This window comes from Bacteroides celer (assembly GCF_002632415.2).
Classification (GTDB): domain Bacteria; phylum Bacteroidota; class Bacteroidia; order Bacteroidales; family Bacteroidaceae; genus Bacteroides.
In genome coordinates, this window is record NZ_CP178209.1 from 1,248,032 (window position 1) to 1,270,070 (window position 22,039).

The following is a 22,039-nucleotide window of genomic DNA, read 5'->3' on the forward strand; positions in this document are numbered from 1 at the left end:
GTAGGGTTATGGGAGGAGATAAAAATTACCATTTGGTAATTTTTATCTCTATATTTAATAGGGAAAAGAATCTCTTATGTATATTCTATCAATTATTTGAGCATGTTGAAATCCTTTATTCCAAAAACTTCAGTGGATATTTCACCCAACCAACCGCTTTTACTATTAACACCCACTTGTACTTTGATAAAATCAACGTACTTCAGGTTTGCATCCTTACCGTCGAAAGTTACAGCATGGGATATCTTGAAATGATTGTCAGACGGTCCGGCATTATAGTTGTCATCATCTGTCAGACGATCAATGGCACTGAAATTATCAGCATATCCCCATTCATAACTATCATTTACCCAATAAGTACCATTACCGGATTGATCGTAATTACGCTCTTTCAGGCGAGTACCTCGCAAAGTATATTGTTTTTCCTTTACCCAGGCGGGATAATAATAGTCTTGCCGGTGAAAAGCACCCAGATAATCAATAGACCCACTTTGACCATGATTGTCTGTCCATGGGGTGGGAAGCTGAATACCACTTGGTTTATGATAGGTGACGGCATAGTCCTGCCAGGTTTCGGCTTTCCCATATTCGGATCCGCGTAATTCATACCAAGTGTCATTAGGTAACCCATCACCATTTTCATCCTGCATTACCCATACAATTCCCGGTTCTGACGAACCATCAAAAGCGTTTCCTGTAATAGCAATGTTGTAATCTCCATCATTCACGATACTATGATCGAATCCAACGATGATGTATCCACCGAATCCGCCTAGGGAAACATAAGCCGTCTGATTGATTCGTTCTTCTGCATAGGTGCAGGCTTCTGCCATAGTTGTTGTGGTATGACTCTCATTGATGAATTGACCGGGAGCCGGTAAATATTCATATACTTTGTTCATTGACGCAGAACTTGTGGCGCTAATCTTCCGCTGGTATGTTCCTGCGGGAGGGCAAACATTGACTTTTAATGTTTGCGTAGCGAGTATATATGAGTTCTTCATTTCGACCTTTACCGTGTGTTCTCCCTGCTGCTCGGATGTAAACAGATAAGTATCATTTTCTCCGGATTGCACTTGTTCATTGTCCACGGTCCATGTATAGACTGCATCCAGTGCATTATTCACGTCAACCGGTTTGATACGGATAGTTCTGCCGGCTGACATGTTATATTCCGTTTGCAGGAATGTCCAGTTGAAATCTACTTGATCCGGTGAACAAACTTCTACTTTGAAAGTTACTTCGTCATCGCCATCTTCATTGTGAGTAGCAAAACGAACTTGATATTCGCCAAGCTCGATTGTGGGGAGAGTACAGGTTAATTCGTTCGAAATATCTTCACCGTTTATTTGCCAGGAGTAACTGGTTTCCAGAAAAGAATCTACTATAGGTGTAATGGTTAGTTCAGAGCCTTGAAGCACTTTGAAACCTTTGTCGGCATCCGCAATAGAGATAGTAGGTACATCAAGTTGAAAGACATCGATACGTATCTCCTTTTCTGTTGTCCCTCCGGCATTGGTGGCAGAAATCAGAATGAAATACCTGCCTGCTTCATCGGCTGAAAATGTCAGGGTGGAAGTGGTACAGATACTCTTTCCATCTATTGTCCAGTTAAAGGTCGTTTCCGAATCGGTATTTTCATAAATGGGAGCGATGGTTATCTCCCGACCAATTTTTGTTTTATAGATGGGGGATTCTTCTTTCAAGGTAATGACAGGAGCGGAAAGAAGAGGAGAGTCCTCCTCTTCTTTCACGCATGATATTAATGCTAACAGAACAAATAAAAAAAGTATAATATGTTTCATTAGAATCTCACTGCTACATCATCATAAGCAAAATAGGCAGGTTGGCTGAAACCATATCCGTTATCATTACTTCCAGTTACATTAAAGTCTATTTTGACCACTTTGCCTAATGCGGATAAATCCCATTTTGTCCATTCAAGTATATTACCCTCGGCTCCAACCAAATAAAATTCCGGACGTGTAGCTACTTCTTTTCCATCTTCATCATAACCGATAGCAACCAGTTTCACCCAATCATCTTTGCCTGCGGGTGCGGTCAAACCGTTACCGTTGGCCACACAGTTGGCTAGGTAGGTCGTCATAGTCACATACATGTGGTCAACTACACGAGCAACTCCGTCTCCAAAGTAAATATAGGGTAATGGACCGTTGGCATATCCGGAATTGTCTGCATAGCCGTAATGTACGCAGAAGTTTTTGGAACCATTATGTCCTCCAAAACCAGTTTTTGCATCCTGATAATAAACGGCTAGTTGGTGCTGGAAGTCTCCATGAGTAAGATCCATATCCAGATAATTGGAAATTGCGTGTCCGCCACCCCAGTATTGGTAATCACCCCATCCGTTAGGAAGTTCGGAAGCAAGAAAAGTGTTGTTTGCATCACTCCAGTTATAGAGTTGGTTATTCTTAGGATAAAGTAGTGGGCCACCATATTGTTGGCTGTCAATTAATGATGACCAGTTTCTTTCTCCTACCATGTTAGCATCACCTTTATAATCAACATCCTCGAATGTCAAGAAGTGTGCTTCACGCACTGCTCTTAATTGCATTTTTATTACTTTACCGAAAGCTTTGGACGGAGTGACAAGTATTTTAAGTTCACCATCTTTGACATCATCACCTGAAACTGCCGGAGCTGTGATTCTTAAGTCTTTATCATTAAGAACCGCTGTCCATCCTTGCGGAATAGCAATTAATGTTGCGTCGTCTATATTGGCAGTTGTAAGAAGATACGTCCTTGTTTCATTAGACGAGAACAAGGTATAATCCCTATTGGCAATGTCAAATGTATATGTTTCCCCTTTGGGCAATGTGAACGACGTTCCATCTGCAAGAGTAACTAGTACATGATTGTCATTAACTGTAACAGATTTGAAGAAAGAGTCTCCGTCTTGTCCTTCCGCTTTCACAGGTTTTCCGTCTGTTCCGTTAATACGTTTGGCTCCTTCGCCTGTATCAACGGTCCAGTATCCGTCACTGTCAACTCCCATAACTGGAGTTGTACCTGTCACTTTTAACTTGTTAGTTGCATCCGGCAGCCATTCTGTAGTACCGTTGGTAGTAATGGTCCAGTAATATATTCCGTCTTCGTCAGCTTTCACTCCAATCACAGGAGCATCTGTACCATTCTTTCCATTTTTGATAGATACGGTGCTTCCATCACTGAAAGTTAATGTGTAGCCATCAGATGTCTGTTCCGTGTTGGTGATTACTTTCCCTTGATTTAATGCGTCTACCAAACTCTGTAAAGTTGTAATTTCAGAGTTCATTTTCTTGACTGTTGTTTCTAGTGTTTCTACTCGTCCGTCGAGATCATTGACTTTATCCCAGAGATCATCGTCATTGTAGCAACTGCATACTGTAACGACAGTGAGCAGTAAAAATAGAATTTTCTTCATTGCTTTTGTTTTTAATTATTAATGCGAATCAGCAGTTGATAAACATCAGCCTTTTCGCTTGTTAAAATGTTATTATTCAGTTAATTATCTCATAAATTAATTTTCTAATCTCCTTGAAAATCAGTATATTAGAAGAATAAAACCACTCATTGTTCTAATTATGATTCCCAAGGAGAAAGAATTAAAACTTATAAAAACATATATGTATATCTGCGATGTTTACGAGTCTTCACTCAAGTTCTACTGCCAGAGGTTCAGTAATAACAATCATCCAATCTTTACCGATCAGGAACTGCTTACTGTATATCTGTTCTGTGGAGCTTATCAGCAATACTTTAAAATCAAAGACATACATACCTTTACCAAGGAATACCTGCTTTCATGGTTCCCTGACTTGCCTTCTTACCAAACATTCAATTATAGATTGAATTTGATGCCGGAAGCAATCAGCGAACTCGTCAGGCAGTTAATCCATTCATTCAAACCTCAAGATTGTGACAGTATGAAATCATTAGTTGACTCGATGCCTATCATTACTTGCGCGGGAAAGAACAAAGTAGGAAAGGTAGCCACTGAGATTACTTCCAAAGGATATTGTTCGACAAAGAACATGTATTACTTCGGACTAAAACTCCATGCAGTGGCTTTCCGTAGAAAAGGAACTATACCTTTTCCTGAAATGCTCATACTTTCCGCTGCGGATGAAAATGACTCCACTGTATTCAAAAGAGAATGTGTGGGAAATCTGAACAATAGAGAAATATATGCCGATAAAATATATTCGGATATACCATTCTATAAAGAGACGAAAGAATACAAAAAACTCGAGCTATTTACTCCTGTAAAAGCTATCAAAGGAGAATCACCTGAAATAACAAAAAGGGAGAAAGCGGCAAGAGACTTGTTTTCAACGGCAGTCTCAAAAGTCAGACAACCCATTGAATCATTTTTCAACTGGTTGAATGAAAAAACAAATATTCAAAGAGCGATGAAAGTCAGATCTACATCTGGACTGCTGGTACATACGATGGGAAAAATTGCCATCGCATTGATTTATCTAATTTTTAACTAAGGAATCAACTACTGATTCGCATTATTAATAGAATTGTGAATTATTGAATCTCTTTTAGTTTCTTATCTGTAAAGGCAATATGTGCCGGAATGTCCCCCGTGATGACTGACCATTTCTTTTTTCCATCCCGGGAGAAACAGTATAATGTGCCGGGAGTCACATAGTCTTTGGCATCGGTGACGAAGAATTCACCTGTTTCCGGATTGATTGCTATTCCATAAGGTATCTTGATAGATTTTTCCGTACCATCTGTAATAAAATTGCGGGTATCAGTTTTCTTTGTTTTTGTATTATAAATAGCGTAAGAGACTGTCCAACTGTTGGTGTAATAACTCCATTCTGTACTGTATACATACAGTGAATCTCTGCAAATGGCCATTTCTGTATTGGGAAGAAGCGGTAATTCATCGATTACTTTATCGGTATTGGAATCTATTACAAATGTTTCGGAGTAAGTGTCATAATAATCTCCCCGGGATGAGACATAAATATTTCCGTATTGGTCTAATTCCATTCTATGCAAATTGATTCCCACATCAATGGTTTTGATAACTTTGAATGTGTTCAAGTCGATGACGGATACCGTACGGTCATAATTAGGTACGCGATACCCGCCGGAGTTGGCTACATAGAGTTTGTTGCCCACAATCACCATTTCTTCCGGCTGGTAGCCGACCACACAGGTGTCCTTGACAGTCAGTGTGGTAGTGTCAACACGTGCTACATACCCCAGTCTGGCGTTGGGATCTATTTTGACAGGGCCTGCATACGAACTGACGTATGCATATTTATCTTTAAAGACGATATAACGGCAATTAGGTATGGAAATTTGCGTGATGTGTTTTGCTGTTTCTACATTCATCACTTCTACGAAATGAGAACAGTTGATGATGGCATATAACTTATTTCCATAGATTTGGATATCATTTCCCACATCCCCCAATTCTTGTACGACTCCCGGGTTCCGTTCCGCATAGATATTCTTATGATAGATACCGGTTTCGTAATCAAAGTAATCAAGGGTAGCCTTGTTGCTTCCCATATTTCCTTCATTGAGTAGAAAGAAACCTTTGACAGAGGTACCGCTTACTCCGGGAGTAACTTGGTTGGGAGTTGACGGAATAATGCGTTCATCTTCGCGACAAGAAGTCGATAGAAGAACAAAACAGATAATGATGGATAGAACAGATATTCTCATAACATGACGTTTAATTTGATTTTAAAACTTGTACCGGGCATAGGATAGCATTGCACTACTTCATATTGCTGATTGAAGATATTATTAATTTCTGCCGTTACACGTATTCCCGTTTTCCCCCATTGAAAAGTTTTGGATAGGGAAAAATCGTGGGTATACCAGGGCTGTGCGTAGTTCTCCGGGATATTGGCGACTGCTTCATAACGTTCACCTGTATAAATGAAACTATAGTTACAGGACCATGTTTGGTAACTTCCATTGAGGATGATGGAACCTCCATGCCAAGGTATATAAGGAATCTGGCCTCCATACCATTCACTGGTAGGATCGGTAAAATCCTGTGCCTTTTGATAGGTGTAATTGAAGAGAGTGCTAAGTTCCACCTTTCCGAAGCCCCATTCTCCTCGTATGGCTGCGTCTAATCCCCGAATTTCCACATGTCCGAGATTAATCATAGTCCAACGGAACTGGTTGGAGGTAGGCATGGCAATGATTTTATCATCTACTTCATTATAGTAACCATCTATTTGTAAGTCCAGGCTTTTCAGCCAATGGTTATTCCAGGTGTGAGAGAAAGTGATACCCACATCGTATTGGGTGGTATATTCTGGTTTTAAGTCCTTATTGCCTATAAAAGTATAATACAAATCATTGAGAGTCGGCATGCGAAAGACTTTTTTATAAAAGGCCCGTACATTCAGAGGGAACTTGGTCAATGGTTGCCAGGTGGCTATGACAGAAGGAGTGTATTTGTTTTTGGTGCCTGCATTAGCTCCTTTGGTACGTGTATTGTCGTCGACATGAGTATATAACAGGCTCGCCTGCAACATGAGGTGGTTGAAATCAAAGGACGTGGCGGCAGAAGTCAGGATTGTATTACGGGTTGGATAGACAAAATCTATGAGATCGGCCCGTAATGTATTCCATTGAAAATCATTGGATAATGACATACTCCACCAGGGATAGATGGTGAATAAATGGGCGGCCGAAGCATAGATTTCTTGTTGTCGGTAGTGATTGTCTACGTACATGGTGGTGACATCCAGTCTGGGATCGGATAAATAGTGGAGATAGTCATAAGCATATTTTCCGTTGGCTAGCAGACTGTACCAAGGCTTAAAATAGTTTTGAAAAGAGCCTTGCACAAACAGATTGGTATCCCACTGCCGGTCCTGATGGCGAAACTTACCCGGCTCTTCTCTTACCGCAGCTCCGGGATATCCTCGTTCTGAATTGTATAGGTATGCTTTGGCTTTCCATTCTCCTTTGGGGACTTTTCCGAAGAATGCATTCTCCAAACGTAACATTCTTACGTCTCCATTTTGACGAACAGCTGTTGTGTCGTAACCATCTTTCTTGGCGTATGTGAATTTATATCGTCCTGATGTATACATATACTCCGTACTGATGGAACTGCTTATTCGTTCGTTGAAACGATGTTCCCAAAGTAGTGACGGATTGATGGTAGAGAATGAACCGCCTTTCACCCCGATGTTCAGATTGTTTTTCTTTTCCCCTTTGAATAGGGGTTTTCGTGTCTGCATATATATGGCACTTGCGGAACTATAATCTTTGGCAGGTTGGAAGATGGCACTTTTTTGACCATTATATAGTGAAATGACTTCCATATTATCTAATGAAAAACGGCCTAGATCGACGACTCCATTTTGCGCATTTCCTAATTCAATACCATCGTAAAATACTCCGACATGATGACTGCCCATACTTCGTATATTGACGGTTTTTAGTCCTCCAATACCTCCGTAATCTTTTATCTGTACTCCGGAAAAGTAGCGCAAAGCATCAGCAACGGAGTAAACATTGAGCTTCTCAAGTTCTTTGCCGGACAGAATCTGTACAGGAGACATCTTTTTTTGCATCCGGTTGCTGTAGATAGTAACTTCTTTGAGTTTGAGAAGTGTATCAGACAGAGAAGTCTGATGCCGAACCCTGGACTGGGAAATGGCCGGTAATGTGGTAAATAGAGATAGAATCAAACATAATATCCACCGTAAATGGATATAATGCTTATTGTATGAATGGACTTGAATAGAAAGCATGTCTTTTATTTTATAGGTATAAAAAATCCGTTTGTTCAGATCTGAATTCAATCTACACAAACGGACATATAGCTATTATACCAAATAAAAGATAATTGCTTATTTTCTATTTGACTACTACCCGAAATCCCGCAGGTGTAAATCAGAACATCAAGGCAGGTCTTCTGACTCATCCCATTTTGCAACGCCTTCCCAGATAAACTATCCAGTGACTTTTGTGTTGCAATTTTGCTCTTTGATTACAAGGAGCGGAGATTTACAGCAGCAGGTACTGTTGCCGGTTTACACGGCATTCCCTTTTCATTCCTTAACAACGCAAAAGTTGTTCAAGGAAACCTTAACGGCACAAAGTTAGAAAGTTTTTATTAATTAGTTTGTTTTATTCTAAAAAAATATCCCATTGACCAATAACAAATATTCCGGCATCTGATCCTATTCTCTCCATTTGTTAGTGATCAATTGGATGGAAAAGGATATATTAATATGTTATCCCAACGACAGAATCAATATTTGTGCCGTCAATACTCGCAGAAACATGGTGAGCGGATACACCGTAGCGTAGCCGACGGCAGGCGCATCACAGGAAGTCAGGTCATTGGAGTAAGCCAATGCCGGCGGATTGGTGGTAGAACCAGCCAGAACTCCGATAAGCGTGAAATAATTCAGCTTGCAATAATACCGTCCTATCAATCCCGTAATCAGAAGTGGCAGGATGGTTATGATTACTCCGTAGCCAACCCATATATATCCTCCGCCATGAATGACTGTGTCTACAAAGCCTTCGCCTGCTCCTAAACCTACGCAAGCGAGAAAGATGGAAATACCGATTTCACGAAGCATCAGGTTGGCACTCATGGTGGTATAAGTAATCAGCTTGTATTTCGGACCGAAACGGCTAATCAGGATAGAAACGATGAGCGGACCGCCTGCCAATCCTAGTTTCACAGGTTGCGGAATTCCGGGAAATGCGAAAGGAAGACTTCCCAGAATACATCCTAAAGCGATACCTATAAAGATAGGAATCAGGTTCGGATGATTTAAGCGTTTCATGGAGTTGCCAAGTACTTTCTCTGCATGGGCAACAGCCAGTTCGGAACCTACAATGGTGACACGGTCTCCCATTTGTAACTGTAATTGTGGAGAGGCTACCAAGTCTACTCCCGAACGATTGACGCGGGTGATGTTTGCTCCGAAGTTATTTCTGATTTTGAGTTGTGAAAGCGTTTTCCCGTTCAATTCCGGTTTAGTAATCAGGATACGGCGTGAAATGAGCTCTTTGTTCAGTTGTTCCCATTCCATTTTGATTTCCTTTCCGAAGAATATAGTGATTGCTTCCACGTCAATCGGGGTAGAGATCACTAATATGATATCCCCTACATGTAGAATTGTTTCGGAATTGACCAATTCGGTTTCTCCACCCTCGCGGTGTTTGATGCGGGAAATGACAAACTTACGGTTCAGTAACGGGCGGAGTTCTTTAATCCTGATGCCATCTACCGATTCGTTTCTCACTTCAATGGAGATAGGGCGTACGGTAAGTTCCTGGAGATGTCCCAGACCGACTTCTGCTTCTTTTTCTTCTTGAGCAGTATTGATGCGAAGGAGATATTTCAAAGCAAGCAGGGAAAGGATGATACCTACTACACCCAGCGGATAGCTGACAGCATATCCTAAAGCAATTTCGGGAGCATCTATGCCATTCAAATCACTGTTGGCCTGTTGTGCGGCTCCCAGTCCCGGAGTATTGGTGACGGCTCCGGACAAAATACCTACCATTGTGGTAATCGGAGTTCTGGTGGTGAAGTGCAGGATAATAGTAATGGTTACTCCTAATACTACTACGAGCATAGCTAGCATATTCAGGGTAAAGCCCCCCTTTTTGAATGCTGAAAAAAAGCCGGGTCCTACCTGCAAACCAATTGAGTAAACAAACAGAATCAATCCGAATTCTTTTAGAAAGTGGAGCAGGTGTTCGTCCAGATTCATGTTGAAATGACCGAATACGATTCCGACAAAGAGTATCCAGGTAACTCCCAGAGATACTCCCCGCACTTTGATTTTTGCAAGGATGATTCCAAACGCTATGGTTAGTGACAGAATCAGTACGGAGTGTGCCACTCCGCCGCCCCAAAGATTGGGGTAACCTTCAAATAAATTTCTTAGAACTTCCATTGTGATTATTATATGATGATATTTAGTTTAGCTAAAAGTACCCCCGGAGAAATCACTTCTGCGGGGATACGCACACATTGAGCATGACGGTCTAATGCCGTCCTTTTGATATTTTAGCTAGAGAGAATTTATCCTCCTTCAATCATTTCCGATGTCATGACTACTCGATTCTTTTTTTACAGTCTGCCGTTTTCCTATCCCACGAGTAAAAACAACTATAAAGGTATGAATGGCAGGTCTTCTGACTGACTCCCTTCCTGATGCCTTCCCGACCTTGACTATCGATACCTGGTCAGTGGTAAAAGTAAATATCAAGAAGTTGAATGGAGTTTCACAGCAGCGGGACTGTCCGGGATTTACACCCGATTCCCTTTTAATTCAGATAGTTGATATGGCTATCTGAAACCAATTCGGGGCAAAGATAGCGAATTTATATAGGAACCCAAATGAATGCTACCTATTTATTTTATACACAGTCTGATTCTTGTCGGATATCTGTTTGTTTATTTGATGCGTACTCTCATCTCCTGCACATCAAACGTGACGGATTCATTTCGGAAAAGTCTTTCTATATGTCCGCTGGCCACCATTTCCGGAGTAGGCAGCGTGTACATCTGCGGATTATCTATGAGCATGATGGAGTCGCAAAGCGATAAGGCGATGTCGAGGTCATGAGTGGAGAATAAGACACATTTTTTTTCTTCCTGTGCCAGTTTCTTTAAAAGCAAACAGAGCTCGTAGCGGTTAGGTAAGTCCAGGAAGGCGGTCGGTTCATCAAGCAGGATGACGGGAGTATCCTGTGCAAGAGCACGGGCAATCATAATTCGCTGACATTCGCCATCGGACATTTTATCCATTGTCTTTTCTGCATAACCGGACATACCGACTAGCTGCATAGCGTCATCCACCCGCTTTTGGTCTTCCGGTTGCAGTTGGCCGATCCAGTTGGTATAGGGAGCACGCCCTAAAGCTACTACATCTTTACAGCGGAGATTAGCGATACGTACTTTATCGGTGGTGACAAAGCTTATATTCCGGGCTAATTTTTCCGGTTTCAATGATGCTATGTTTTTTCCTTGCAGAGTAATCTCTCCTGATTGAGGCTTTCCCAGCCCCATCATAGCACGGAGCAGGGTGCTCTTTCCCGTTCCGTTACGTCCTAACAGGGCAACGAGTTGTCCGCCTGTGATTCGGGCATTTACCGTTTCCAACAGCGTGCGCTGTCCATATCCTAATGTCAGTTCTTTAAGTTCTATCATTTGAATCTACGCAAGTTTTTAGCAATTACCCATAAAATAACCGGAACACCTAGCAAGGCGGTGATGCAGTTAACCGGAAGTAGGAACTTCTTGGCGATGATGTCGCAGAGAAGCATGCTGATAAGCCCTGTCAGCATGGTGCCGGGGACCAGTATCCGGTGGTCGGCATTGTTGAATAGCAGTCGTGTGACATGCGGTACTGCCAGGCCGATAAATCCTACCGGACCACAGAAAGCGGTGACCGTTCCTGTCAGCAGTGCGGTAGAAACGAAGATGAACGTGCGTGAACGTTTAATGTTCATTCCCATCGTTCGTGCATAATTCTCACCGAGCAGTAACAGGTTCAGCGATTTGATACAGGCTACGGAAATTAGTAAACCGATACATAACATCGGTATCATAATTCCCAGTTGGGTGACTGTGATGTGGCTAAGAGATCCCATTGACCAGAGTGTGAACATTTTCAGTTGTTCGGCAGAACTTAGGTATTGGAGTATCTGAATGATAGCGCCTGCTACGTAGCCTATCATAACTCCCATAATCAGCACACCGAGAATGTTTTTTACTTTCCGGCTGATAATGGCTACTCCCAATAAGATTATGGCAGTTCCTATCCAGCCCGAACCTACGATACCCAGCGACTGAAGAATTGGAAACTCCGCCCATCCAAGTAATGGAGCACCTAGTATGAACAGAGCTACGCCCAGTCCTGCACCGGAACTTACTCCCAGCAGGTAAGGATCTGCCAACGGATTCTGGAATACTGTTTGCATCTGTAAACCGCTAACGGAGAGTGCTATTCCTATCAAAGCCGCTACCACTACCCGTATGAAACGGATAGAAAGGAGAATATTCCGTGTCATTTCGTCACATTCGCCTCCGGTGAGTACAGCCCATACCTTGGTGATAGGAATATATGTATCTCCCGTTGCCATGTCTATCAGTAATAACAGTATGGTAACTATACCCAGTGTAATGAATAAAAAGGGAGTACGTTTATCAGGCTGTTTCATTCCAGGTGTCTGTAATAGTAAAGTGAATCGGATACGAGTTCGGGGTGAAAGATATGAATCAGGTCACGCAATACGACGTCGGGACGTACCACTGCAGATTCCCAGTAGTCATTACCTCCTGTCGGTGTTGTTCGTAAATTGTTGTTGTAAACAGTTTTTTCGCGTACAGCTTTGGCGTCTACAAATTTAGGATTGACCGTCTTTAGTTCATCCAACGTAGAAGCCATGCCTACATTAATCCAGTAGTCGGCTTTTTGTATCAGTTTGTAAGCCGTTTCCAGTCCGATGGGAGTGGAACTGTTAGAAGTGTTTTCTTTGTAGATGTAATCCGCACCTGCATCAGTTACCAATTGTGCCATGTAACTTTGTGTGGAAGGCATCACCCAACTGTCGTTCCACGGGGTATTGAGCATAACGGTAGGACGTTGCTCTACCGATTCGGTGAGTGCTTTCAAAACTTGATAACGTTTAGGGATTTCACGGAATATTTCGATGCCTTTTTCCCTGCTGTCTGTTAATTCGGCAAGAGCTACCAGCCATTCGGCTTTACCAAGCGGTGATTCCTCCAAATATTCTCCTACATACATATAAGGTATATACAGTTCTTTCAGTTTGTCTGTTACGGCAGTTTGCGCATCTCCGATACCGTATAACAGGACAACATCCGGTTTCAGTCCCAATAATAACTCATAATTCATTTCGGGGCCCATGTCCTTGATAGAATTTTTATGTGCGAGAATATATGGATTGGATACATAGTCGATGCCCGATACTCCGACAATTTTGTCCACTTGACCTAGAGCGTCGAACATGGCGATGTAGGAAGAAGCCATACATACGATACGTTTCGCTCCGGCAGGGATGGTAGGTCCGTTGAATCCGGCAGGTGCCTGTTCACCGTTGCGGGAAATGAAATAAGACATTTTTACGTCCTTGGCTCCCTGCCATGGATTGGAAACCTGAATAAGTGTGCTGGCGGCCTTGTCCGCACCCAGAATCTTGAATCCGGTAGCATATTCAGGTGTATAGACATCCTGTTTGAAAGCCTCGAGAGAAGTCTTCTTGTTGGATATACAACTAGCCAGGAAGAGAAGACATAGCCATGTGAGGATTGAAATAGGAGATTTCATCTTTATTCGTGTATCTTTTAAATGAATAAATAATTTTCGGTGTCTGAAGATTGACATTGTGGGGCAAAGATAAGTATCTTTGGAGATATTCTTTCTTTTTTCATTGCATTTTCTCCGAAATCATTCCTATTTATGTATCCTCCCCTTAGGCAGGCAGAATGGATTAAGTTTATCGGTCTGCTGATTACTTCAGAGAATTTCTGCACCTTAAAGATTCAGAAAAAAATTGGAGATGCTTTTTACCCTCGCACTCTCACCCATTGACTCAAACCGCTTATTCATCATCTATGCAGATAATGGCTTGTTCATATAGGTAAACACTTAGTTTCAAGTAGCGAAACATTTTGTTTCTCGGTGTGAAACACTTCGTTTCATTACTTGAAACATTTCGTTTCTCGGTGCGAAACACTTTGTCCCAAGTAATGAAATAAAGTGGAACTGCCGTCAACCGAAAATTCTCCAGTAAGTAATTATTAAACAGGGTGTGAGGGTAAAGACATCGCAAACTTATTAGAGATATCTACACCTGTTTGTTTACGGGCACTCTTGATATAGAAAAACTCCTCCGTAGGCAGGTACTGCCTGAAATGCTTCTTCCTGGTGAATCAACTTTGCATAAATCTGTGCGCAAATCAATACGCCGCCATGAGCAAATACTACTATATTTTCAGCCTCCTTTTGTTTGATTTCGTCTAAAAATGCGGCTACTCGTCTATATTGGTCGGCAAACGATTCTCCATTGGTTGCTTTTACATTCAAGTAATCGTCGTACCAGCATTGGAGATTCGGGTCTTTGATTTTATTAAAATACTGCATTTCCCAATCTCCGAAATTAAGTTCCAGTATTCTTGGGTCACGGATGGCATCTCCGAATCCGCAATACTGTGCCAGATGGGTGCATCTGGATAGAGGACTGGTGTAAGCCATATCAAAGTGAATGGATTCGATTTTAGCTTTGGTTACAGCTGCTTCTGCCTCAAATGTAGGACGTAAAGGAACGTCTGACTGACCGTAACAAAGACCTTTAGGAACGTCGACAGAGGTATGTCTGATTAGATAAATATTCATAGGTTTACTTATTTTATATAGATAGACATCACTGCTCCCAGCCAGAAACTCATTTCGCTTAGGAGAAATAATGCACCGCAACAATCTCCGGTATATCCGTTCAGACGTCGTTTCATCATCCGGCAGATAAAGAAGAATACCAGAATGGGAAATATACATACGGGCCAGTAGCTTGGAGGAAGTAATAGGAGAGGTAGTATTCCACCCATCGCAGACATTACGATCTCCCCAAAACTCCATAGCTTCCGATATGGGAATCTTTCATGATGCGTAATGTGCTTTCTCTGTTCGTCCCACCTCCGAATCCATCGAAGAAATCGGCCAATCCATCCTCATGCAATGCTCCTGTGATAAGTAAACGTGAAGTCAGTGCCAGGATTACGGCTACTCCGTGAGGTAGAATAGTACTGGCTCCCCAGAAAATCAATGCCATCATTCCCCCGGTCAGCCAGCCACTGAAACTCCAATAATTGACAACGTGTTTGAAACACTCCTGCGGAACTTCTTTTATTTTCCAGAAAGGCAATCGTGTAAAGAATATGAGGGCGGCAAGTATCTGGTTCATTTTAGAAATATTTAGTGATGGAAGCATGAGCAAATGAATCCATTTCATTCAGCATTTTCACAGCGGAATCCACAATGGGATAGGCACAAACGGAACCGCTTCCTTCTCCAAGTCTTAGTCCGAGATTGAGTAGGGGACGTGCTCCGAGATAATCCAATAATAGCTTATGTCCGCTCTCGTCTCCCTGATGACCGAATATGGCGTAGCTCATCACTTCCGGATAAAGGCGTGAAGCGGCAAGAATACAATTGGTCATTATAAATCCATCAATTAAAATAACCATTCCCAGTTCTGCAGCTTTGAGCATTGCTCCTACGGCCATTACCATTTCGTAACCTCCGAAACGGCAGAGGATTTCTTCTGCGGAATGCTCTCCCGGATATTGTTCGAGAGATCTTTTCAGAACTTCGTATTTGTGGTTTATTCCCTGGTGATTGAGTCCGCTTCCTGCACCTACACATTGATCTAATGGGATTCCGGTGAAGCAAGTCATCCATAGGGAAGAGGATGAAGTATTTCCGATTCCCATTTCACCGAAGCTAATGATATTGCAGCCTTCCTGGTGAGAAGTGTCTACACATTGGGCACCATGCTCCAGGCAGAGTTCCATCTCTTCAGGTGTCATGGCTGCTTCATGAAGGAAATTGCGTGTTCCTCTTCCGACTTTCATGTTAATGATGCCTTTTTCATAAGGTAAATCATAATCGACTCCTGCGTCTACAATTTTAAGGGTGAAACCGTGCTGTCGACACAGGAAGTTAATCCCTGCTCCCCCATGAAGAAAGTTACTGATTTGTTGCCAGGTTACTTCTTTAGGAGATGGGCTGACTTTTTCTTCTACGATGCCATGATCTGCGGCAAAGATTATATTTTGAGGATGAGTTAATCGTGGAGAAAGGGATTGTTGGATCAGTCCGATTTGCAAAGCAATTTCTTCCAGTCTTCCAAGCGATCCTTTAGGCTTGGTCAGATTATTGATTTTGTCAATCAGAGCTTCTTTGATAGCTTCATCCGGCTTTTGAATATGAAATGTTTTCATGTTTATTTTATTTTTACGGGAATACCACTTGCCATGAGATATACATCGTCGGCATGCGATGCGATGTATTGATTGATCCAACCTTGCAGGTCTGTGAACTTACGTTGCAGTTTGTTCTCGGAAACTCCCCCCCAACCAATCTCATTAGTTACAAATATGAAAGTGGCATCCTGTTGGGTAAATTTGTCGAATTCTTTTTTGACGGCTTCCAACGAGGGGGCAACATTAGAATCAAACTCCATAAAGAAGTTAGTGCACCAAAGAGTTACACAATCTATCACTACAACTCTGCCCGCTACATTGTGACGGCTCAATTCTTTTTCTTCTTCTATATTTGTCCATTCAGAACCGCGGTTCTTTTGATGACGTTCCACTCTTTTTCTGAATTCTTCGTCCCATATCCTGGCAGTGGCCAGGTAAACCGGTGACGTAGTAAGTTCATGCGCTTTTTTTTCCGCAAACGAACTTTTACCGGATCGTTGTCCTCCTGTGATTAGTATAATCCTTTTCATTAAGTTGCTGATTGAATAATGGATGGACAAAGGTATAAAAAATAACTCTGGGATTAACCGTTTTACGTAAAAGTTATTAACTTTGTCCCGATTTGTTTTAGATCAACATAAATATCAGACTTAACTACTATTAGATATGAACGCTTGTAAGTTAGTGGGATTGCTTTTGCTGCTACTTTGGGGACATACTGCTCTGTATGCTCAACAAGTGAGAACTGTGCGAGGAAGAGTGCAGACAGTGGAAGCCGGCAGTAATGAGAAGCGGGCATTACCATCTGCCAGCATTGTTATTTTGGCGAAAAGCGATTCTGCCTTTATCAAGGGAATAACAAGTGATAAGAATGGGCGTTTCATTCTTAATTATCAACCGCAGAAGAAAAAGAAATACCTGTTGAAGGTCTCTTTTATGGGAATGCAATCTGTATACCGGGCACTGGAAGACTCTGTATCGGTGAATATCGGTACAGTGGTATTGAAAGATGATGATATTCAGATTAGTGAAGTGACGATAACGGGAAAATTGCAGGAAGTAGTGATGGAGGGAGATACTACGGTTATCAATGCTGCCGCTTTTAAAACTCGTGAAGGAGCTTATCTGGAAGATTTAGTGAAGCGTGTTCCCGGATTGGTATATAATAAGAAAGATAATTCGTTGACATACAACGGACAGCCCATCAGTGAAATCAATGTAAATGGCGAAGCTTTTTTCTCCGGAGATAAAAAGACGGCACTCGAAAATCTTCCGGCAGACTTGATTAGTAAGTTGAAAGTATATGATAAGAAATCGAAAGAAGAGGAGTTCACCGGAATTAGTTCAGGAGAAAAGAAATATGTACTCGACTTGCAGACTAAGGATGAATTGAATAAAACCTGGCTGACAAATGCAACGGTAGGATACGGGAATAACCAGAAGAAGGATTTCGAGGGGCAAGTGAATTATTTTAGTAAAGACGGAGATAATCTTTCTTTTATCGCACAGTCTACCAACAGATACCAGAATAGTACGTACAAGGATAATATCAACAATTCGGTAGGAATGAATATGACTCATAAATTCGGTAAGAAATTCTCCCTGACCGGAAGTGTGAACTATAATTTGAACCGGAACGGAAATCTTTCTTCCATTTATCAGGAACAGTATTTGCCGGCAGGTAATCAATACTCTGCGTCTACTAACGAAAGTAACTCTAAGGGGCGGTCGATTAGTTCTAACTTCATGGGAAGCTGGGAAGTAGATAAACGTACACGTATACATTTTACCGGTAATTTAGGAATCTCTCCTAATAGGAATGAAAACAGTAGCCAGAATGCATCTTTTGATGCTCCTCCCGGCATAAGTCATGAGAGCTTGTTTGATGACTTTGAATCTATTCCCCGGGATATAAAAGTGAATCGTAGTGAGAACCGGTCGCGTTCGGAGAATCAGTCGAACCGTTATAGCTGGATGATGGGTATTATGAGACGTCTGAATGAAAAAGGTACAACGCTGGCATTGAACATCCTGAACTCGGATTCGTGGGGAGATAATGAAAGTTTTTCGCTTTCCAAAACTACTTATTTCCGTCTTGAAGATAAATTGGGAAATGATTCGGTGCTTTTTCGTAACCAGTATTTGAAGTCGCCTCAAAAAAATAATTCATGGAGAGTCGGGATTACCTTTGCCCAGCCTATTGGTAAGAAGATGCATTTCCGGGTAGCATATAACTGGGATACTAACTATGAACGTGATAATCGTGATACGTATGAATTATCTTCTCTGACGAAGTCGGAAGTTTTTGGTGAACTGCCTCCAGACTATGAAGCAGGGTATGTGGATAGTTTGAGTAATCGGAGTCATAGTCGTACGAATGGCCATAATCTGGATGTGGGGCTTAATTACTCTGATGATACCTGGATGTTTAATGCCTCATTAGGGATGACTCCGCAAAAACGTGCCATTGAACGGAAAATGGGGAAGCTTTATGCGGACACTACCATGCATACTATCGACTTTCAGCCTATGATATGGGTGAATTGGAAAAAGAAAGAGGCCCGGATCACTTTCAATTATAGCGGTAGAACCCGGCAACCCTCCTTATCAGATTTAATGCCGCTGACGGATAACAGTAATCCGTTGTATATCACCCGGGGAAATCCGGATTTGAAACAGATGTTTTCTCATAGTGTCCGTGTGAGCTTTCAACATTCAAAAAAAGGTATATCTGCGAATATCGGCGGGCAGATGGAACAGAACAGTGTGACGCAGGTAGTGCTATATGATGCAAAAACCGGCGGACGTGAGACATCTCCTATTAATATTAACGGAAACTGGAATGTATATGGAAGTGCCAACTGGTGGAAGCGTCTGGGACATTTTTCCTTGCGGTTGGATATGAACGGTAATCATAGCAATCGTGTCAGTATGATTAATGAAGACAAGAGCCTCGAACCGAAGAAAAGTACGACACGTGATACCGGATTGGGGTGTGACGCGAATGTATCTTATCAGCCCACCTGGGGAGGTATTGATTTCTCTACTTCCTGGAATTATCAGTATTCGCTTAATTCTATCAATGATAACGATACCTATACGCGTAATTATAGTTTTCGTCTTGAGGGGTACGTTGATCTTCCTTTTGGCTTGCAATTACGGACTGACGGGGCTTATTCTTTCCGTAATGGTACGAATATCCGTAAAGGCGAAGATGACCAGATGTTGTGGAATGCAAGTGCCAGCTGGCGGTTCTTGAAAAAGAAAGAAGCGGAACTGTCTGCTTATTGGGCAGATATTCTCGGAAAGAGGAAAAGTTTCGGCCGTACGACTTCTTCTGATGGTTTTTATGAGTTCCGTAACCAGGAAATAAAAGGATATTTCATAGTCACTTTCAAATATAACTTTCGTTTGATGATGTGATTTTTAGAAAAAAGTCGTATGTTTGCTACAGAACCATAAAACAAAATGTACTATGAGCGGTAATTATGTTATCAATATCGGCCGTCAGTTAGGTAGCGGCGGAAAAGAAATAGGAGAGAAGTTGGCAGCCCGTTTGGGAATCAACTTCTACGACAAGGAACTGATTAATCTGGCTTCGGAGGAAAGTGGATTGTGTAAGGAGTTTTTTGAAAAGGCTGATGAAAAAGCCTCGCAGGGTATTATTGGCGGACTGTTCGGTATGCGTTTCCCTTTTATCAGTGAGGGAGCTATGCCATGTAACAACTGCTTGAGCAATGATGCTTTGTTCAAAGTACAGAGTGATGTGATCCGTCATCTGGCAGCAGAAAGATCTTGTGTCTTTGTAGGACGTTGCGCAGATTATATTCTGCGAGAGCATCCTCGTTGTGCTAATGTTTTTATTTCAGCCTCTAAAGAAGATCGCATAGCGCGGTTGTGTGGCATGCATCATATTGATGCGGAAGCTGCAGAAGAAATGATCGAAAAAGCGGATAAGAGACGTTCGGAATACTATAATTATTATAGCTATAAAACGTGGGGAGCAGCAGCTACTTATCATTTGTGCATCGATTCTTCTTCTTTGGGAATTGAAGAGACAGTGCGGTTCATTGAAGAATTTGTAGTAAAGAAACTGCAGCTTGTATGACAGGATAGAAAAGCAGATTGAAAAAATAAATAAAGCCGGCGTATTCCATTTGGATATAGCCGGCTTTATTGTTTATATGCTAAACTTGATTTACATCATTGCTAATAATATCATCTGTCCCGTCAGAATACGGAGGAACATCGATAACGGATAAACTGTAGAGTATCCCACTGCCGGAGCATCTCCGGAGGTTGTTTGATTGGCATAAGCCAATGCCGGTGGGTCGGTATTACTACCGGCTATCAATCCCATCAGGGTGAAGTAGTTTACCTTATAATATAATCTTGCGATGGTGCCGATGATAAGTAGCGGGATAACGGTGATAAGGAAACCGGAACCTACGTATAGTAATCCGTCTCCCTCGACTACCGTTTGCACGAAATTGGCACCGGCATCTATACCGACACTGGCAAGGAAGAGAACGATACCGATTTCACGAAGCATCAGGTTGGCACTCATGGTTGTATAAGTCACTAAATGCAGCTTATGACCGAAACGTCCAATAAGAATAGCCACTACCAGCGGTCCGCCTGCCAAACCTAATTTTAAAGGAGTCGGCATACCCGGGAATGCAATCGGAAGACTACCCAGAAGGATACCTAAGAAGATACCAACGAAGATCGTAACAATGTTCGGTGTATCCAAGCGTTTCAACTGATTACCCAGTACACCGGCAACACGTTCCACTGCATCTTGCTGTCCTACCACCATAACGCGGTCACCTACCTGAAGTATCAGATTCGGATCGGCAAACAGGTCCATACCGGAACGGTTGATACGGGTGACATTGACCCCATACATACTACGGAAGTGCATAGAACCTAATGTTTTACCATTGATTTCCGGTTTGGTAACCAGAATACGGCGGGAAACCATTGGGAGGTCTTGTTTTTCCCAGTCGAGCTCCACTTCTTTTCCGATAAATACTACAATTGCAGGAGCGTCTTCTTCCGAGCAGACGATAAATAACTGGTCGCCTATATTAAACACTGTTTCATGGTCGGGAATACTTACATGACCATCATGGCGAATTCGGGAGCAAACGAACTTACGGCCCAGGAAATTCTTGATTTCAATCAGCGTTTTTCCACTAATTGATTCATTGCGAACTTCCAGGCTCATCATGTGAGGTTTGTGGTGTGAATCTCCACTTTGGATTTTCAGGCTTTCTTCTTCTTTCGCCATATTGACACGGAAGATGTAACGGATGGCAATGATAGAACCAATGATACCTACCACACCGAGGGGATAAGCACATGCATAACCGAGAGCAATCTGCGGACCGGTATAATGCAACTGATTCAGAGCCTCATTGGCAGCACCAAGTCCCGGAGTATTTGTCACTGCTCCGTAAAGGATACCTACCATCATCGGCAGTTCTACCCGGCCGTTCCAGAGGTAATAAAGCCCCAGTGCGACAGCAATATTTAACACTACGATGCCTACAGCCAACAGGTTTAATGTCATTCCTCCTTTTTTGAAAGAGGAGAAGAAAGATGGCCCCACCTGAAGACCGATACAGAATACGAACAAGATCAATCCGAATTCACGGATGAAATGTAGGATGTGTGTATCGGCTGTGAAGCCGAAATGTCCCATTAGGATGCCGGCAAACAAAACAAATGTGACGCCCAAAGAAACTCCGAATATCTTTATCTTACCAAGATACACGCCGGCAGCCACTACAAATGCGTAGAGGAGCACAATGTGAGCTACGGAGCTGGGGTCCCATAATAAACTTTGTAACCAATCCATAATATAGCAGTTTTTATAATGTTTTTCTAAAAACGAGTGCAAAATTACTCATAACATTGGAGCTAATCAAATAAAAGAAGAACTAAAAATGAAGAATTTCTATGCAGATTGTATGCACTTGACGAATCGGGGCGTCCTGTGCGAATTTTCCCTAAAAAAGAGATTCGTTTTAACTTATTGGTTATATTTGCAGG

Annotated in this window: 15 protein-coding genes, 1 pseudogene and 2 riboswitches; of the genes and pseudogenes, 3 read left to right on the top strand and 13 right to left on the bottom strand. The window is 42.1% G+C overall.

Annotation, left to right across the window (positions count from 1 at the left end; genetic code table 11):
- Nucleotides 1-92: 92 nt before the first annotated feature.
- Nucleotides 93-1,805: a PKD-like domain-containing protein gene (locus tag CJF29_RS04630; protein ID WP_074908757.1), complete on the bottom strand. Its 1,713-nt coding sequence runs from the start codon at nt 1,803-1,805 to the stop codon at nt 93-95.
- Complete coding sequence (locus CJF29_RS04635; protein ID WP_004312387.1) at nt 1,805-3,424, bottom strand: PL29 family lyase N-terminal domain-containing protein; 1,620 nt, start codon at nt 3,422-3,424, stop codon at nt 1,805-1,807. The genes CJF29_RS04630 and CJF29_RS04635 overlap by 1 nt, the downstream gene beginning before the upstream one ends.
- A 202-nt stretch (nt 3,425-3,626) precedes the next feature.
- On the opposite strand from CJF29_RS04635, the gene CJF29_RS04640 reads away from it, so the two are divergent.
- Entirely contained in the window at nt 3,627-4,496 is an 870-nt protein-coding gene (locus CJF29_RS04640; RefSeq protein WP_413544544.1) for a transposase, read from the top strand.
- Nucleotides 4,497-4,536: 40 nt separating this feature from the next.
- Here the strand turns inward: CJF29_RS04640 and CJF29_RS04645 are convergent, their stop codons facing one another.
- The 10 genes and pseudogenes from CJF29_RS04645 to cobU form a co-directional block, all read right to left on the bottom strand.
- Nucleotides 4,537-5,694, bottom strand: coding sequence for a DUF5074 domain-containing protein (locus tag CJF29_RS04645; RefSeq protein WP_004321886.1), 1,158 nt, complete (start codon nt 5,692-5,694; stop codon nt 4,537-4,539).
- Nucleotides 5,691-7,754, bottom strand: coding sequence for a TonB-dependent receptor (locus CJF29_RS04650; RefSeq protein WP_004321885.1), 2,064 nt, complete (start codon nt 7,752-7,754; stop codon nt 5,691-5,693). The genes CJF29_RS04645 and CJF29_RS04650 overlap by 4 nt, the downstream gene beginning before the upstream one ends.
- Before the next feature lie 136 nt (nt 7,755-7,890).
- Nucleotides 7,891-8,109, bottom strand: a riboswitch (cobalamin riboswitch).
- 131 nt (nt 8,110-8,240) lie between these two features.
- Nucleotides 8,241-9,926 (bottom strand): putative transporter, encoded by a 1,686-nt coding sequence (locus CJF29_RS04655; RefSeq protein WP_099147375.1) that lies wholly within the window; start codon nt 9,924-9,926, stop codon nt 8,241-8,243.
- Between the two features lie 213 nt (nt 9,927-10,139).
- Nucleotides 10,140-10,351: riboswitch (cobalamin riboswitch) on the bottom strand.
- 78 nt (nt 10,352-10,429) lie between these two features.
- Complete coding sequence (locus tag CJF29_RS04660) at nt 10,430-11,185, bottom strand: ABC transporter ATP-binding protein (protein WP_099147374.1); 756 nt, start codon at nt 11,183-11,185, stop codon at nt 10,430-10,432.
- Nucleotides 11,182-12,198, bottom strand: coding sequence for a FecCD family ABC transporter permease (locus CJF29_RS04665; RefSeq protein ID WP_004321883.1), 1,017 nt, complete (start codon nt 12,196-12,198; stop codon nt 11,182-11,184). The genes CJF29_RS04660 and CJF29_RS04665 overlap by 4 nt, the downstream gene beginning before the upstream one ends.
- A complete protein-coding gene (locus CJF29_RS04670; RefSeq protein ID WP_008776274.1) occupies nt 12,195-13,328 on the bottom strand; it encodes an ABC transporter substrate-binding protein in 1,134 nt (377 codons plus the stop codon). The genes CJF29_RS04665 and CJF29_RS04670 overlap by 4 nt, the downstream gene beginning before the upstream one ends.
- Nucleotides 13,329-13,862: 534 nt before the next feature.
- Nucleotides 13,863-14,396: an alpha-ribazole phosphatase gene (cobC, locus tag CJF29_RS04675; RefSeq protein WP_099147373.1), complete on the bottom strand. Its 534-nt coding sequence runs from the start codon at nt 14,394-14,396 to the stop codon at nt 13,863-13,865.
- Between the two features lie 8 nt (nt 14,397-14,404).
- Nucleotides 14,405-14,961 (bottom strand): annotated as a pseudogene (locus tag CJF29_RS04680) (adenosylcobinamide-GDP ribazoletransferase).
- 1 nt (nt 14,962) lies between these two features.
- Nucleotides 14,963-16,000, bottom strand: a complete 1,038-nt coding sequence (gene cobT, locus CJF29_RS04685; protein ID WP_008776275.1) for a nicotinate-nucleotide--dimethylbenzimidazole phosphoribosyltransferase — start codon at nt 15,998-16,000, stop codon at nt 14,963-14,965.
- 2 nt (nt 16,001-16,002) lie between these two features.
- Nucleotides 16,003-16,512 carry a bifunctional adenosylcobinamide kinase/adenosylcobinamide-phosphate guanylyltransferase gene (gene cobU / locus CJF29_RS04690; protein WP_099147372.1) on the bottom strand — a complete coding sequence of 170 codons (510 nt, stop codon included), beginning with the start codon at nt 16,510-16,512 and terminating at the stop codon, nt 16,003-16,005.
- A 136-nt stretch (nt 16,513-16,648) separates the two neighbouring features.
- Here cobU and CJF29_RS04695 point away from each other — a divergent pair, with 136 nt between their 5' ends.
- Together CJF29_RS04695 and CJF29_RS04700 are read left to right on the top strand one after the other, a co-directional pair.
- Complete coding sequence (locus tag CJF29_RS04695) at nt 16,649-19,405, top strand: outer membrane beta-barrel protein (RefSeq protein ID WP_008650238.1); 2,757 nt, start codon at nt 16,649-16,651, stop codon at nt 19,403-19,405.
- A 52-nt stretch (nt 19,406-19,457) separates the two neighbouring features.
- On the top strand, nt 19,458-20,090 hold the full coding sequence (locus CJF29_RS04700) for an AAA family ATPase (protein WP_004299434.1): 633 nt from the start codon (nt 19,458-19,460) through the stop codon (nt 20,088-20,090).
- A gap of 90 nt (nt 20,091-20,180) precedes the next feature.
- On the opposite strand, the gene CJF29_RS04705 is transcribed toward CJF29_RS04700, so the two are convergent.
- Nucleotides 20,181-21,845: a putative transporter gene (locus CJF29_RS04705; protein ID WP_004321876.1), complete on the bottom strand. Its 1,665-nt coding sequence runs from the start codon at nt 21,843-21,845 to the stop codon at nt 20,181-20,183.
- Nucleotides 21,846-22,039: the final 194 nt, after the last annotated feature.